The sequence below is a fragment of the Flavobacterium salmonis genome (assembly GCF_903819435.1).
Taxonomy (GTDB): Bacteria; Bacteroidota; Bacteroidia; order Flavobacteriales; family Flavobacteriaceae; genus Flavobacterium; species Flavobacterium chungangense.
Genome location: NZ_CAIJDP010000062.1, coordinates 291,218 through 306,097, shown reverse-complemented (window position 1 = coordinate 306,097; position 14,880 = coordinate 291,218). Strand labels below are relative to the sequence as shown.

Below are 14,880 nucleotides of genomic sequence, written 5' to 3'. Positions count from 1 at the left end.
AAAATGGTAAATAAACTTAATTTGTTAAAGGTTTTATTTTTTTCTCCAGGTTTCTAAAATTTTATTTAACCGAAATAATCCTGGCTACCTTAATATGATTTTCATTTTCGGCTTTCCAGATTTCTCCTTGTACCGAAACCTCATCTCCTTCTTTAAAACTTTTGAAGTTTTCCGGCCCGCCAACATTCACAATACTAACTGTTGCAAAATAAACTTCATTTTTAGCTGTATTGATTTTAGCCGTATAACCGTCCTTACCATTCTCAATAGATTCAACTTTTCCTGAAACTGTCTTTTTATCTTTCATACAGGCACAAGAAGCCACAAAAGTCATTAAAACGAATAGAAAGCTTATTTTTATTAGATTTTTCATGTTTTTTATTTTATTATTTATTGTAAGGCTACACAGCTTCCTGCTATTATTTTTAAACTTTCATCAAATTGTTTCCAGACTCTGATGTAACGAAAAAGGCCACTTATCGGATTATTATTAAAAGCTCCTTTTAAAGAAACGGTCACAGCAACCACAGCAGTATCACCAATTATATTGATAATTTGATCTGAAGCTTCCAGTGAATCAATTTTTATTTTACCTGAGCGATAGGAATCTAAATCGAATTCTTTAGTAATAGTATTTCCGTCCGGCAAATTGAATAGCAAATCGTCGTGCAACATCTTTTCTAAAACTAAAACATCCGCTTTTTTAACAGCTGTCAGAAGTTCGATTTCAGCATTTACAATAGTTTCTGTTTTCATTATAAAAAAATTAGAAGATTATTTCTTTACATTCAGAACCTTTTTAATCATGGCATCCTCTTTTAAAATTACATCATAATAATACAATTCTCCGTATAATTGTCGGGCAAACTCGGCAGTAATATAACGATTGACCAAATCTTTGGTTTTATCTAACTTAAGATCCAGGCCGGTCATAAAAATGTAGTTTTTGAATTTCTTAAAATAAACATCAGACTTTTTCATTTTGTCCAAAAACGCATTAAAATGAAGTCCTGCGAAAGCATTTCTGTTTTTATCCAGTTCTTCAAAGACAAAATGGCCTACAACTCCTGTTTGCAGCAAGTAAGCTACATTTTCATTGCCGTGCTCTGCTTCCATTGGCACAAAAACATCAGGAACGATTCCGCCACCTCCGTATACTATTTTCCCTTTTGGTGTTTTAAATTTTAAAGAATCGGCCACTTTTATACTGTCTTTTGCATATAACTCACCTGATTTTATTCTTGCCTCAGATTCTTTATAATATTCTTCGTTTCCTTTAGCATACGGTTTTTGAATAGATCTTCCGGTAGGGGTGTAATACCTCGCCACAGTTAACCGAACAGCGGAACCATCATTGAAATCCATTTCGCGCTGCACTAAACCTTTTCCAAAAGAACGTCTTCCTACAATAGTTCCACGGTCGTTGTCCTGAATAGCACCAGCCAGAATCTCACTTGCCGAAGCACTGTTTTCATTAATCAAAACCGTTACTTTTCCGGTTTCAAAACTTCCACTTTTGGTTGCGTATGTTTTTTCGGTAGTCCCATTTTTGTTTTTGGTAAACACGATCAGCTGTTTGTCTTTCAAAAACTCATCGGCAATAGCCACAGCCTCTTCCATATAACCACCGCCGTTATCACGAAGATCGATTACCAGCGACTGAATGCCTTTTTGTTTTAATCTTGATAAACCAGCCTTAAACTCATCATAAGTTGTTTCGGCAAAACGATTGATTTTGATGTAACCTGTTTTATTGTCAAGCAACAAAGAAGCATCAACACTTTTTAGCGGGATTACATCTCTCTTGATTTTAAACTTTAATTTCTTTTGTTCAGATTTCCTAAAAATTGTCAATTCGATTTCAGAACCTTTTATCCCTTTTAACTTAGAAAACAAACTATCAGAAGGCAATTTTCTGCCATATAATTTTGTTTTTCCGGCATATAAAATCCGATCTCCAGATTTTATTCCGGCTTTTGCCGAAGGACCGTTTTCAACAGGTTTTATAATGGCTACAGAATCTTTATACATATAAAAATTAATTCCTACACCTACAAAATCACCTTTCATACTTTCGGCAACTTCTGCTTGTTCACTAGGCGGAATATAAACAGAATGCGGGTCTAATTTGGACAAAATATTATCTACAGTCAAATTTACAATCGAATCCGTGTTAACACTATCTACATACTCATTATTGATAAAATCAATTAGTTTATTCAGCTTGGTTTTAGAGTAATTTTTTGCCAAAAACTGATCCTCAACAGGAGCATTCATAAGGCTTCCGAGAACTGTTCCAAGAGCAAAAGTTGCTCCGATAATAATTGGCAAATATTTTGGATTGAATTTCATTATTCTTCTAAAAAAGGAATATGTTCTACTTCTACACCGGCTTTTATTAAAAACTGAATTCCGGAATCATCACGATATCCATCCTGATACACTACTCTTTTTATACCAGACTGATGTATTAGTTTACTGCATTCTTTGCAGGGCGAAAGCGTAATGTATAAGGTCGCTCCTTCACACGATTGTGTTGATCTGGCTACTTTCAAAATAGCATTCGCTTCAGCGTGTAAAACATCCCAGCGTGTTAATCCATCTTCATCTTCACAGCAATTTTCAAATCCGGATGGTGTACCATTGTAACCATCAGAAATAATCATTCTGTCTTTTACGATAATTGCACCAACCTTTTTACGCTTACAATACGATAATGAACCCCATTCTTTTGCAATTCGCAAATATGCTTTATCGTATTTATTTAATTTTTTTATTTCCATTATTTTATCTGTTCCAAATTGGACTCTCTACAATCATCGGAATTACAACACCGATTATAAAAGCTGACATCACGAGTGCCCAATCACGTTTTGAAAAACGAAATACTGTCTGTACTATATAGGACAGTATCAAAACCACAAAAACCACTATCAGTTGCGCAGCTTCGATTCCAAGAGCGAATTCCAATAAAGGTACTAATTTTGAAGAAGGAGTTCCTCCTAAAATGGTTTTAAAATAATTTGAAAACCCAAGTCCGTGTATAATCCCAAAAAACAAGGTCAGAAAAAACACTAAATTAACACTTTCGTTTTTAGAGGATTTACCGGCTGTAAAGAGATTAAACATTGCTGCTGCCAAAATTGTAATTGGAATTAAAAATTCTACGAGATTTGCTTTCACTGCAATAATTCCAAAAACAGAAAGCAACAATGCTAATGTATGACCAACCGTAAACAGCGTAACGAGTAATAAAATCCTCTTCCAGTCCTTAAAAGCATACGGAGTTGTTAAAGCGATTAAAAACAACACATGGTCATACGCATGAATATCTAAAACATGCTTTAAACCTATCTGAAAATAAATCCAAAATTCTGACATGAGGTTACTTGTATTAATTAATTTGGGCTTGTAAACTTACGATTTATTTTGAAAATTAAACAAAGCCCTTATTCATTGAACGGATAAAAATAAGTTAAATTTTATGAGAACTTTAAAATTAATAATTTAAAATAAAATATATCTTTGCCTAATAAAACCCTTTTAATTATGTCATTTTCAGATTTATTTGATAGCGAATTCAAACAAAGAAATAAAGGTCACTTTTCAGCTATTGTTCGTGTAGCATTAGCAGACGGAATTGTACATCCCGAAGAAAAAAATTTCTTGGATAAATTAGCTTCACGTTTAGAGATTTCAGAAACTGAGTATGAAGAAATACTAAACGATCCATTAAAATACCCTATTAACCCTCCTTACTTACATGTTCAGCGATTAGAACGTTTATACGATTTAACCAGAATGGTACATGTTGATCATCATCTTGAAGACAAACAGGAAGTAATGTTGAAAAAATTAGGAATTGCTTTAGGATTTACTCCGGGCAATGTAAATCATATTATTGCAAAAGCATTGTCACTAGTCGATCAAAAAGTAGATGGCGATACTTTTGTTTATGAAATGCAACACATGCACAAATAATATTTAGTTCAGACTAAATTATAAAACCCGACAAATTTGAAACTTGTCGGGTTTTTTTGTTAAATCCAGATTCATGAATTATTAAATATAATATAATTTGGTATTTTAATTTTCAACAATTCATTTTATAAAAAATGAATTCTGGTATTTTAATCTTTAATTAATTTCAAACCCAATTTTCCGTATCGTTCCTGAGAGTCATTTGCAGTAATCTCATATGTATAATTTCCTTTTTTTAGAAGTGTTTCTCCAACATAATCAATAGGCTGCAATGTATACGTTTTTCCGTCAATTTCTAACTCAACAAATGCATAACTGTATGCTTTTGCAAATATTTTGTATGTCGTATTCTGCCCGGAACTTACATTCTCAAAACTCACATTTCCAGTTGAAGTATTTACTGTAATATTTTGAAAATTAAATTTACTCGCATTCGATAATCGAATTCTTAATTCGGACGAATCGTCATTAGAACAGCCAAATAGAGCCAGAACCATGATAACTAAAATCAATATTTTTTTCATAAGGTTTATTTTACTTAAAAGATATTGAAAATGTAAAAAGGTTGCGTTTAGAAAAAAATTATGGCTATTGTGCTTCTGCCATAAACTCTTCTGCTTTTTCTACCATGTTAATGCTTCCACAGAAAAACGGAACTCTTTGATGCAGTTCGGTTGGCTGGATTTCCATAATTCTTCCAAAACCGTCTGTTGCTTTTCCACCGGCTTGTTCTGCAATGAAGGCCATCGGATTGCACTCATACATCAAACGTAATTTCCCTTTTGGTGCTTTTGAACTTGTTGGATATAAATAAATCCCTCCTTTAATCATATTTCTATGAAAATCAGACACTAAACTTCCAATATATCTTGAAGTATAAGGTCTGTCTTCTTCTTCACGCTGACAATATTTAATATAATTTTTGACACCCTGCGGAAAGTGTACATAATTCCCTTCGTTTACCGAATAAATATTCCCGTCTTTAGGAAATTGCATGTTTGGATGTGACAAATAAAATGTACCAATGGCAGGATTTAAAGTAAATCCGTTTACACCATGACCTGTTGTGTACACCAGCATAGTAGATGTTCCGTAAATTACGTATCCGGCTGCCACCTGATTAATGCCCGGCTGTAAAAAATCCTCGCTTGTTACCGGAGTTCCAATTGGGGTGACTCTTCTAAAAACAGAAAAAATTGTTCCCAAAGAAACATTTACTTCAATGTTTGAAGATCCGTCAAGAGGATCCATTAAGATCACGTACTTATTATTATTACTGTTGTCGCTCCCCTTGACAGTAATATATTCGTCGTTTTCTTCTGAAGCAATTCCACAGACAATCTCACGGTTTATTAACGTCTGGATAAATACTTCGTTTGCATACACATCTAATTTTTGCTGTTCTTCTCCCTGAATATTTTGTTCGCCTACTGCGCCAATTATATCCACTAATCCAGCTTTGTTTACCTTATAGTTTACGACTTTTGCCGCCAAACGTATAGAGTTGATAATCCGGGACAGTTCACCGGATGAATACTGAAATGCTTTTTGGTTCTCAATAATAAACTCTCCCAGTGTTTTATTGCGTTCTTCCATTGCTATATCGTTGTAGTTTTTAGTTATAAGTCACAAATATCGCTTTTTTTGTGAGAATGATTCAAAAATTATTTCGTTAGTTTGCTACTATTGTATATTTGCTAATGAAACGCACAGACTTTCATTTAAAAAAATATTTAATTAGAGAATAACAGGTTAAAAATATGAATTATGAATATTAGAAAAGGAAAACCTGAAGATATGAAATCGGTTTTAGCACTGATTCAGGAGCTTGCAATATTCGAAAAAGAGCCGGATGCTGTTTTAATAACCCAAGAAGATTTGATCCGTGATGGTTTTGGAGAAAATCCATTGTTTCATGTTTTTGTAGCAGATGTTGATAAGGAGATTGTTGGAATTGCATTATATTATTATCGTTATTCTAGCTGGAAAGGAAAAACAATACACCTTGAAGATTTAATTGTAAAAGAAAAAATGCGTGGTACTGGTTTAGGTTCTGCACTTTATTCTGAAATAATGAAACAAGGAAAAAAAGAAAATGTTCGAAGAATTGAATGGAATGTTCTCAACTGGAATACTCCTGCCGTAAATTTCTACGAGAACTCTGGCGCAAAAGTTATCGAGGAATGGAGAGTAGTCCAAATGGATGAAGCAGGCATTAATTCGTACTTAGAAAAAATAAACTAATCAAACAAAAAGCGACAGAACAAAAGGAGGATGGTCTGTCAAATATTAAAATTTTAAAAAACTGATAGAGATGCACTGCAGTGCGTCTCAACAATACAAATTAAAGATGAGAGTATTTAAATTTGGTGGTGCATCGGTAAAAGATGCTGAAGGAATTAAGAACGTTTATGACGTTTTACAAAAAGTGGGTTATGAAGATGTGATTTTAGTAGTTTCGGCTATGGGAAAAACCACAAATGCATTAGAAGTCGTTATTAAAAACTATTTTGATAAATCAGCAGAACTTAGTTCTTCTGTACAAGAGATAAAAAAATATCACAATCAAATATTGTTAGATTTATTTGAGGACGAAAAACACGAAGTTTTTGCTGCAATTAATGAGCAATTTTCAGAATTAGAATATTTTTTGGCACACAATAAATCTCCAAATTACAATTTTGTTTACGACCAGATTGTGAGTTTTGGTGAATTGATTTCGACAAACATCCTAAGTCATTTTATGAATTTCAGAGGAATTCAGACGCAATGGCTGGATGTTCGTAATTTTATAAAAACAGATTCTAATTACAGAGATGCAGAAGTAGATTGGGAAACTACCCAGCAAAACATCAGCAAAAATGTAACAAGAAAAATATTAAACATCACTCAGGGATTTTTAGGGGCTGATGAAAATAATTTCACTACCACTTTAGGCCGTGAAGGTTCTGACTATACTGCCGGAATTTTTGCTTATTGCCTGAATGCTGAAAGTGTTACCATCTGGAAAGACGTTCCGGGAGTCATGAATGCAGATCCTCGTTATTTTGAAAATGCGAGTTTATTAAATCAGATTTCATACCGTGAAGCCATTGAACTTGCTTTTTACGGTGCAACGGTTATTCACCCGAAAACATTACAGCCCTTACAGAAAAAAGAGATTCCGTTATATGTTAAATCTTTTATCAACCCACTATTAAAAGGAACGTGTGTTTCTAAAGGAGTTGATTTAGAACCTTATCTACCTTGTTTTATTGTAAAAAGAAACCAGCTTTTAATCTCGCTTTCTTCTATTGATTTCTCCTTTATCATGGAAGAAAACATCAGTGAAATTTTTGGATTATTTCATGAATTTAAATTAAAGGTAAATTTGATTCAGAACTCAGCGATTAGTTTTTCTGTTTGTGTTGAAGATAAATTTGAAAACTTCAACGAACTGAATGCGATTCTTTCGAAAAAATTCAAAGTCGATTTTACTGACAATGTAACATTATATACAATTCGTCATTTTAGTGAAGAAGCGGCACAAACGGTTGAAGAAAACAAAGAAGTTTTACTAAAGCAAGTAAGCCGAGAGACTATGCAGATTGTAACCAAAGAACTCAATTAATCTTAGAAGAGGTTATATTTAATTCAAGATAATAAAGGTTTCACTTAAAAGTGAAGCCTTTTGTTTTTTATAATCTTTTAGAAGTACCTTATAAAACAATTCATTAAATTTATATTCGTTTAAGAAAATCAACTCTATTAATCTTCCAAATTATGGATTACGATAACGACCCGGATGAAGAAACCAAAAACAAATGGGAAAATGACCCTGATAATTGGATTTGGGGTGTTTTTTATTATAACCCAAAAGATAAAAGACTATTTCCTCCTAAAAAAATAAAGCAATTTGGATACACCACTAATTTTGCGAATCCTCATTCTGTTTTTGCATTGATCATCTTAATGATAACTCTTATTGTCATAGGAAGACACCTCAATTAAGCATTTTATACAATAACTAAACCTATATCTGCCACAACATTTCCCGATTATAAATACTACTTTTGACTTTTTAGAGTTAAAGTATTTATGCTGAAAAAATTACTGTTTTTAATGATTTTCATTTGGTTTTCCGGGCTTCAGGCTCAGGAAACAAATTTACTCTATAAAACCAAAAAAGTAATTGCTACACGAGATACTATTCATCTGGAAAATGTGAGTATCAATTCTGGTTTTTTTCAGCTTTTAAATTCTAAAAATGAACCTGTAGATTCTACATTTTATAAAATTGATTTTCAAAAAGGAAAACTTCTTTTAAATGAAAAATTCACTTCAGATTCCGATACGCTTATTGTTAATTATTTAAAATATCCTGAATTTCTAACCAAAGAATACAGCCTTTACAAATCGAATCAGGTAGTGAGTAATGATATTGGTTCTGAAAAATTATATAAAATAGAAAATCCCAATGCTAAAAAAGCAACCCCGTTTGACGGATTGAATACCTCCGGGAGCATCACTCGTGGTGTTACAATTGGAAACAACCAAAATACGGTTTTAAACTCTAATTTAGATCTTCAGATTACAGGAAAAATTTCAGATAAAATAAGTCTGCGGGCTTCGCTTCAGGACAGCAACATACCATTGCAGGATGGCGGTTATTCGCAAAAACTGGATCAGTTCGATAATATCTTTATGGAATTATTCAGTGACGAATGGAACATTCGGGCAGGTGATGTCTTTTTAGAAAACAGAAAAACACAATTTTTGAGTTTCAACAAAAAAGTGCAGGGACTTTCGACCAGTTTTGATTTTGGAGGAGAGGATAATAAAACCAATGTATTTGCATCAGTAGCTTTTGCAAAAGGACAATATGCCAAAAGTACCTTTACAGGTCAGGAAGGCAATCAGGGACCCTATAAACTAAAAGGACAAAATGGAGAATTGTATGTTTTGGTTATTTCGGGATCTGAACGTGTTTATGTGAATGGTATTTTGCTTAAAAGAGGCGAAAATAATGATTATGTGATTGATTACAATGCCGGAGAAATTGTTTTTACATCACTTTTCACGATTACTTCCGAAATGCGAATCAATATTGAATATCAATATTCGGATAGAAATTATAACCGAATGGTAACCTATGCCGGCGCTTCTCATGAAAACAAAAGCTGGAGTTTTGCCGGTTATTTATATTCGGAAAATGATTTAAAAAATCAGCCTTTACAGCAAAATCTTTCTTCGGAACAAGTTGAAGTTTTAAGTCAGGCAGGAGATGACACAACTTTAATGACAGCACCATCTGCCTATGAAGACACTTATTCCAACACTAAAATTTTATACAAAAAAACAATTCAAAATTCAGTCGAAATTTATGAATATTCAAACAACTCAGCAGATGTTTTGTACAATGTAAAATTTAGCCTAGTTGGAGTTAATTCCGGAAATTATGTAATTCAGAATACAAATTCAGTTGAGCGGATTTATGAATATATTGCTCCTGTAAACGGAATACTTCAGGGAAATTACGAACCTATCATACAATTAGTGGCACCAATGAAACTTCAGGCTGCCACTTTTTTAGGAAAATACAATCCTAATGAAAAAACGCTGGTTGATTTTGAAATTGCAATAAGTAATAACGACAAAAATTTATTTTCGGATAATGATGATAACGATAATAACGGAGTTGCTTTGAAATTGAATACAAAAAAACGACTTTTTTCTAAAAACTGGACATTGGATGGGTATGCCAATTATCAGTTTGTAGAAGAAAATTTTAAATCCGTTGAACGTTTATACAATATTGAATTTAACAGGGATTGGAATTTAAGTACTACTTTTTTAGGCAATCAGAGTCTTTTGGTAACTGGTCTGAATTTTGATTTATTTTCAAAGAAAAAAACTTCCAGCATTGGTTTATTCAACTATCAGTTTGAAAAATTAGATTTTACAGAAAGTTATTCAGGAACCAGACATACTTCAACAGCCTTCTTTAAATTAAAAAACTGGACTATCGAAAATCAGGGCAGTTTTTTGAAAAGTGATGCCACAATTTCAACTTCAAAATTTATTAGAAACCTGACCAAAACCAAATATCATTTTGGAAAAAACTGGGTTGGCGGCAATATTCAGATCGAAGACAATCAGGAAAGAGATAAAGCTACAAACCAACTTTCGGCAATTAGTCAGCGCTTTTCAGAATATGGTGTTTTTATAGGACGTGGAGACAGCACCAAAGTTTTTGTAGAACTGGGTTATTTAAGACGAAAAAACGATAGTTTACAAAATGGATTATTGGAGCACGTAAGCAATTCGCAAACCTATTTTTTGAAATCTAAACTGATTCAGAACAAAAAAACAGACCTTGCTGTTTATGCCAGTTATAGAAACCTTGATTTTACAGCTGCCAATCGAAAAAGTGAACCTTCACTGAACTCAAGAGTTTTATATAATGATCGTTTCTTTAATCAGTTTATTCAAACAGGAACTGCTTACGAAACCAGTTCAGGAACCATTGCACAACAGGAATACAATTATATTGAAGTTCCGGCAGGTCAGGGTGTGTATGCATGGAATGATTATAACAACAATGGTATTAAGGAATTAGATGAATTTGAAACAGCCTCTTTTCCAGACCAGGCAAAATTCATTCGGATTTTTTTACCTAATCAGGTTTACATCAAAACCAATCAGAATAAATTTTCGTTATCGCTTACGTTAAATCCGCTACAGTGGCAAAACGAAAAAGGTTTCAAAAAAATAGCTTCTTATTTTTATAATCAAACCTCCTTTATAAAAGATCGGAAAGTAAAAAGTAATGGCGATAATTTTGAAATAAATCCGTTTAAGGATTCTGACGAAAATATGTTAGGGTTAAATTCGAGTTTTAGAAACAGTTTGTTTTATAACCGGGGCAAACAAAAGCATTCTGTAACTTATTCTTATCTGATTAATAATGGAAAAAACCTGCTTTCGATTGGTTCGCAATCTGTAAAAAACTATTCACATCAATTGCAGTACACGCATTTATATCAAAAAAGCTGGCTGTTGAATTTATTTACCAAAACAATTCAGACCTCATTAACTTCAAAAGATTTTACTGCTAAAAATTATGATTTAACCGGCTATCAGGTTGCTCCTAAAATCAGTTATTTATTTTCTAAAAACACCAGTTTAGATTTCTTTTATGAATTACAGAGAAAAGAAAACCTCATTGGAAACTTTGAAACCTTAAATCAAAACCGTTTGGGAACTTCATTTTCGTATTCCGGAGATAAAAAAGTGACCGTAAACGGAGAGTTCTCTTTTTATAAAAACAAATTTACAGGAGATGAATTTTCATCTGTAGGATTTCAAATGCTGGAAGGCCTTCAGGCAGGACAAAATTTAGTCTGGAAATTACTTTTACAGAAAAATATAACCCAATTTTTAGATGTAAATTTAAATTATCAGGGCCGTCAAAGTGAAACGGGTGCAACTGTGCATACAGGAAATATTCAGTTAAGAGCTTATTTTTAACAGATTATAAAATTGTAATGATAAATTGATTAATTTTAAATTGAAATTTTAACCTTTGAAACTATGAAAAAATTAGTATTGCTTTGTTTAATGATTGTTTTATCTGGTCATTTTTACGCACAGGAAACAACAAAAACTACGAAAGCCAAAACCGAAACGGCAGCTCAAAAGAAAAAAGCCGCAGATAAAGCTAAAGCAGATGCCAAAAAAGAAGCTAAGAAAGCTAAAGTAGCTTCTGATAAAGCAGCAGAAGCATCCGAAAAAGCAAAAAAGGAATCCGCTAATGCAAAAAAAGAGACAAAAAAAGAAACTGCCAATACTAAAACTGCAGCAGATAAAAAAGCCGAAAAAGCAAAAAAAGAAGCCAACAGCGCAAAGAGTGATGCTACAAAAGCTAAGGACGAAGCGGTAAAAGCTAAAAAAACCGTTTCTGCTAAAGGCACTAAGACTATAAAAGAGACAAACGAAAAAGCACCAAAAGTAGCTGATAAGGTTACCGGTGAGTATAATGGCAAAAAAGTCTATACCGGTCCAAAAGGTGGAAAATACTATATCAATAAAAACGGAAACAAAACATATATTCAGGATTAAAAAACTTTCTATCTGACCAAAGAAGTCCAGATTTCGACGAGAAGTCTGGGCTTTTTTAGTTTATTTATTATGAGGAAGTAATCCCGAATGGAATCAAAGGCTTTAACTGTAAATGGCTATGATTCTGCTCAAACTGACACTTTTTTAGTTTCAATTATTGTTGAATATTCGTTTTCGTTGAAACTTGAATTTCAGAGTTAATAATTTAGTAATGTATCCGAAATAACAAAAAAAGAGTATTTCTGTATCTTCGTTTGAAAAATCGCCATATATGAGCATCGAATATACTTCCAATAAAACTATTTTAATAACTCCTTTGAACTGGGGATTAGGTCATGCAACCCGATGTATTCCGATAATTAAGGCATTACAGGAAAACAATTATATACCCATAATTGCATCTGATGGTATTGCATTGTCATTATTACAAAAAGAGTTTCCATACATTCAAACCTTAGAATTGCCTTCTTACCATATTGAATATGCTAAAAACGGCAAAAACTTTAAATGGAAGCTGATTAAAAGTTTACCTAAAATGATTACAGCTATTTTAGACGAAAAGAAAATAGTGAATTCCTGGATCAGAAAATATGATATCGACGGTATCATTTCGGATAATAGATTAGGAGTTTTCAGTAAAAAAGTCCCTTCTGTCTTTATCACGCATCAATTGAATGTGATGACAGGAAATACCACAAAGTTTACCAGCAAATGCCATCAGTACTTTATCAAAAAATACGATCAGTGCTGGATTCCCGATACTAACGAAACCCCTAACTTAACAGGAGACCTTGGACATCTGAAAGATAACAATTTACCCCTGAAATACATTGGCCCATTGAGCAGAATGCGCAAAAAAGAAACGCCAAAACAATATGATTTGATGATTATATTATCCGGTCCGGAACCACAGCGTACCATGCTGGAAGAAAAATTACATGCAGAAATTGCACGATACACAGGAGAGGTCGTTTTTGTAAAAGGAGTTGTCGAAAAAACGCAAACCAAGCAACAATTTAAAAACGTTACCTATTACAATTTCATGAATACCAAACAGCTGGAACAAACTTTTAACGAAAGTGATTTGGTCTTATGCCGCTCAGGTTATACTACAGTTATGGATTTGGCAAAGCTGGAAAAAAAAGCATTTTTTATCCCAACTCCAGGACAATATGAGCAGGAGTATCTAGCCGTAAAACTTCAGGATGAAAACTTAGTACCCTATGCAACGCAAAACGACTTTACTATTGAAGATCTTTCAAAAGTAAAATCGTTTAAAGGTTTGTCCCAATTTAAAACTAATATCGACTGGGATTCGTTATTTACTGTTTTTGAGAAGTAAGATTAAAAATTGAACTGTGCCTGAAGTCTCAATAAATTTCCTTGTTGTCTGTTAACAGGCAGGGCGCTGTCTTCAAAAGTTCTGTCGGCAAGTACATATTCTGCTGTTAGCTCGAATGCTTTTATTGGCTGCCATTCAACACCAATTTGGTAATCTCTTACTATGTATCTTCTTGCATCTTTTTCATATTTTTTACCTCCGTCATAATATTGAAATTTGGCAAAAGGATAAATATGCTGTTTTTTAATATCCCATTTATAATTTAATAAAACATAACCTCCGTTCAAATCTGTAACGTCAACATTTTTGGTTACTGTATTATATCGTGGTCCTGTACCAAAGTTATACTCCGTTTGGATTCCGAAGGGTTTTGGATACAAAACAAAAGTCGCTCCTATTCTCTGGTCCTTTATATATTGTGGATCATTAACCGTAACTCCTGAAGAAATTTCTCCTGTAAAGGCCCATTTTCCTGTATACGCCTGAATTCCGGGTTCTATAATCTGGTTTCCAATAACAAACGGGTAAGTCACCCTTGCTACAACATTCAAATCTCTGTTTCCGTCTATTTTATTTGCTATCTGACCGTTATAAACTCCAAAAGCAAAAACTCCAAAATCGCCAGAGCCTTTGTAACCATCGTTTACCAGCATTGCAAAACGTTCTCTGATTTCTGCAGGTGCCCAGTAAAAGAACATCCCTAAATCACGCTCATTTGCTATTGCGCTGTTTATTCCATCTGCACGGTCTAAAGTCAGACGTTGTGAACTGGACTGCATGTTCTCAAACCCATACGGAATTTTGCTCTGCCCCACGCGAAGACGATATTCTCTTTTTTTATCGAAAGAAAGGTCAAAATACAAATCCCTAATCTGAACAAAATTTTGAATTCCGCTACTTGGTGAACTCGCAAAATCCGGTTGAAAATAAAAGAACACATTTGGATGCACCTGACCTGAAAATACTAAACGTGCACGGCGAATAAAAAGTCCGTTGTTTGCTTTTGCATCCAGAGCTGTAGATGTTGTCCCCCAGGATTTGTCACATTGGTCGCAGGAAACTTTATCGTTTGTAGAAAGTAAACCATTATATCTTATTTGTGCATAACCTCTTAGTGAGATTCTGTCATACCAATGTTCTTCTATGCCTCCTCCAGATTTAGTATCAGGTAGTTTTGCCTTATTTATAGAATCTAAAATACGCATTACCTCGTTTTTCACATCCTGTTTGTTGAGTTCCTGTGCTTTTGTAGCACATGTAAGCAGTACTAAAACTGCAATTATTGCTCTTTTTATCATTTTTTCTAATGCCCTTAATTTCAAGATGCAAAGATGTAACCACCTATGTTAAGAAATCATTAACCAGATGTTATTATAATAAAAATTTAATGTTACGAACAAACCCGGAAAGTTTATTTATTGTTAAAACCCTTATTGTACAGTGTTTGACAGAACAGA

The 14,880-nt window shown here is 33.3% G+C and carries 15 protein-coding genes; 7 read left to right on the top strand and 8 right to left on the bottom strand.

Going from position 1 to position 14,880, the window contains the following annotated elements; all coding sequences use genetic code 11:
• Window positions 1-61 precede the first annotated feature (61 nt).
• The 5 genes from FLACHUCJ7_RS08740 to FLACHUCJ7_RS08720 are packed head-to-tail and all read right to left on the bottom strand — an operon-like array spanning window position 62 to window position 3,381.
• Window positions 62-373 carry a hypothetical protein gene (locus FLACHUCJ7_RS08740; RefSeq protein WP_078229214.1) on the bottom strand — a complete coding sequence of 104 codons (312 nt, stop codon included), beginning with the start codon at window positions 371-373 and terminating at the stop codon, window positions 62-64.
• Between the two features lie 17 nt (window positions 374-390).
• A complete protein-coding gene (locus tag FLACHUCJ7_RS08735) occupies window positions 391-756 on the bottom strand; it encodes a nuclear transport factor 2 family protein (RefSeq protein ID WP_180908626.1) in 366 nt (121 codons plus the stop codon).
• A gap of 18 nt (window positions 757-774) precedes the next feature.
• A complete protein-coding gene (locus tag FLACHUCJ7_RS08730) occupies window positions 775-2,352 on the bottom strand; it encodes a S41 family peptidase (protein ID WP_031455254.1) in 1,578 nt (525 codons plus the stop codon).
• On the bottom strand, window positions 2,352-2,783 hold the full coding sequence (locus FLACHUCJ7_RS08725) for a deoxycytidylate deaminase (RefSeq protein ID WP_078229211.1): 432 nt from the start codon (window positions 2,781-2,783) through the stop codon (window positions 2,352-2,354). The genes FLACHUCJ7_RS08730 and FLACHUCJ7_RS08725 overlap by 1 nt, the downstream gene beginning before the upstream one ends.
• Before the next feature lie 4 nt (window positions 2,784-2,787).
• Window positions 2,788-3,381: a HupE/UreJ family protein gene (locus FLACHUCJ7_RS08720; RefSeq protein ID WP_180908625.1), complete on the bottom strand. Its 594-nt coding sequence runs from the start codon at window positions 3,379-3,381 to the stop codon at window positions 2,788-2,790.
• A gap of 168 nt (window positions 3,382-3,549) precedes the next feature.
• On the opposite strand from FLACHUCJ7_RS08720, the gene FLACHUCJ7_RS08715 reads away from it, so the two are divergent.
• On the top strand, window positions 3,550-3,981 hold the full coding sequence (locus FLACHUCJ7_RS08715) for a tellurite resistance TerB family protein (RefSeq protein ID WP_078229209.1): 432 nt from the start codon (window positions 3,550-3,552) through the stop codon (window positions 3,979-3,981).
• 149 nt (window positions 3,982-4,130) lie between these two features.
• Here FLACHUCJ7_RS08715 and FLACHUCJ7_RS08710 read toward each other — a convergent pair whose 3' ends face one another.
• Together FLACHUCJ7_RS08710 and fbp are read right to left on the bottom strand one after the other, a co-directional pair.
• Entirely contained in the window at window positions 4,131-4,505 is a 375-nt protein-coding gene (locus tag FLACHUCJ7_RS08710; RefSeq protein WP_180908624.1) for a putative periplasmic lipoprotein, read from the bottom strand.
• A 64-nt stretch (window positions 4,506-4,569) separates the two neighbouring features.
• On the bottom strand, window positions 4,570-5,577 hold the full coding sequence (fbp, locus tag FLACHUCJ7_RS08705; protein WP_031455249.1) for a class 1 fructose-bisphosphatase: 1,008 nt from the start codon (window positions 5,575-5,577) through the stop codon (window positions 4,570-4,572).
• A 171-nt stretch (window positions 5,578-5,748) separates the two neighbouring features.
• On the opposite strand from fbp, the gene FLACHUCJ7_RS08700 reads away from it, so the two are divergent.
• The 6 genes from FLACHUCJ7_RS08700 to FLACHUCJ7_RS08675 all read left to right on the top strand — a co-directional run bounded on the left by FLACHUCJ7_RS08700 (window position 5,749) and on the right by FLACHUCJ7_RS08675 (window position 13,423).
• Entirely contained in the window at window positions 5,749-6,225 is a 477-nt protein-coding gene (locus FLACHUCJ7_RS08700) for a GNAT family N-acetyltransferase (protein ID WP_180908623.1), read from the top strand.
• 106 nt (window positions 6,226-6,331) lie between these two features.
• Window positions 6,332-7,591 (top strand): aspartate kinase, encoded by a 1,260-nt coding sequence (locus tag FLACHUCJ7_RS08695; RefSeq protein WP_180908622.1) that lies wholly within the window; start codon window positions 6,332-6,334, stop codon window positions 7,589-7,591.
• A 152-nt stretch (window positions 7,592-7,743) separates the two neighbouring features.
• A complete protein-coding gene (locus FLACHUCJ7_RS08690) occupies window positions 7,744-7,971 on the top strand; it encodes a DUF5808 domain-containing protein (protein ID WP_031455246.1) in 228 nt (75 codons plus the stop codon).
• A gap of 87 nt (window positions 7,972-8,058) precedes the next feature.
• Window positions 8,059-11,490 carry a hypothetical protein gene (locus tag FLACHUCJ7_RS08685; protein WP_180908621.1) on the top strand — a complete coding sequence of 1,144 codons (3,432 nt, stop codon included), beginning with the start codon at window positions 8,059-8,061 and terminating at the stop codon, window positions 11,488-11,490.
• A gap of 63 nt (window positions 11,491-11,553) precedes the next feature.
• Window positions 11,554-12,081: a hypothetical protein gene (locus FLACHUCJ7_RS08680; protein ID WP_180908620.1), complete on the top strand. Its 528-nt coding sequence runs from the start codon at window positions 11,554-11,556 to the stop codon at window positions 12,079-12,081.
• A 271-nt stretch (window positions 12,082-12,352) separates the two neighbouring features.
• Entirely contained in the window at window positions 12,353-13,423 is a 1,071-nt protein-coding gene (locus tag FLACHUCJ7_RS08675) for a glycosyltransferase (RefSeq protein ID WP_180908619.1), read from the top strand.
• Between the two features lie 2 nt (window positions 13,424-13,425).
• On the opposite strand, the gene FLACHUCJ7_RS08670 is transcribed toward FLACHUCJ7_RS08675, so the two are convergent.
• The gene (locus tag FLACHUCJ7_RS08670) at window positions 13,426-14,721 is read right to left on the bottom strand and encodes a porin (RefSeq protein WP_180908618.1); all 1,296 of its coding nucleotides are present in this window, start codon (window positions 14,719-14,721) and stop codon (window positions 13,426-13,428) included.
• Window positions 14,722-14,880 lie beyond the last annotated feature (159 nt).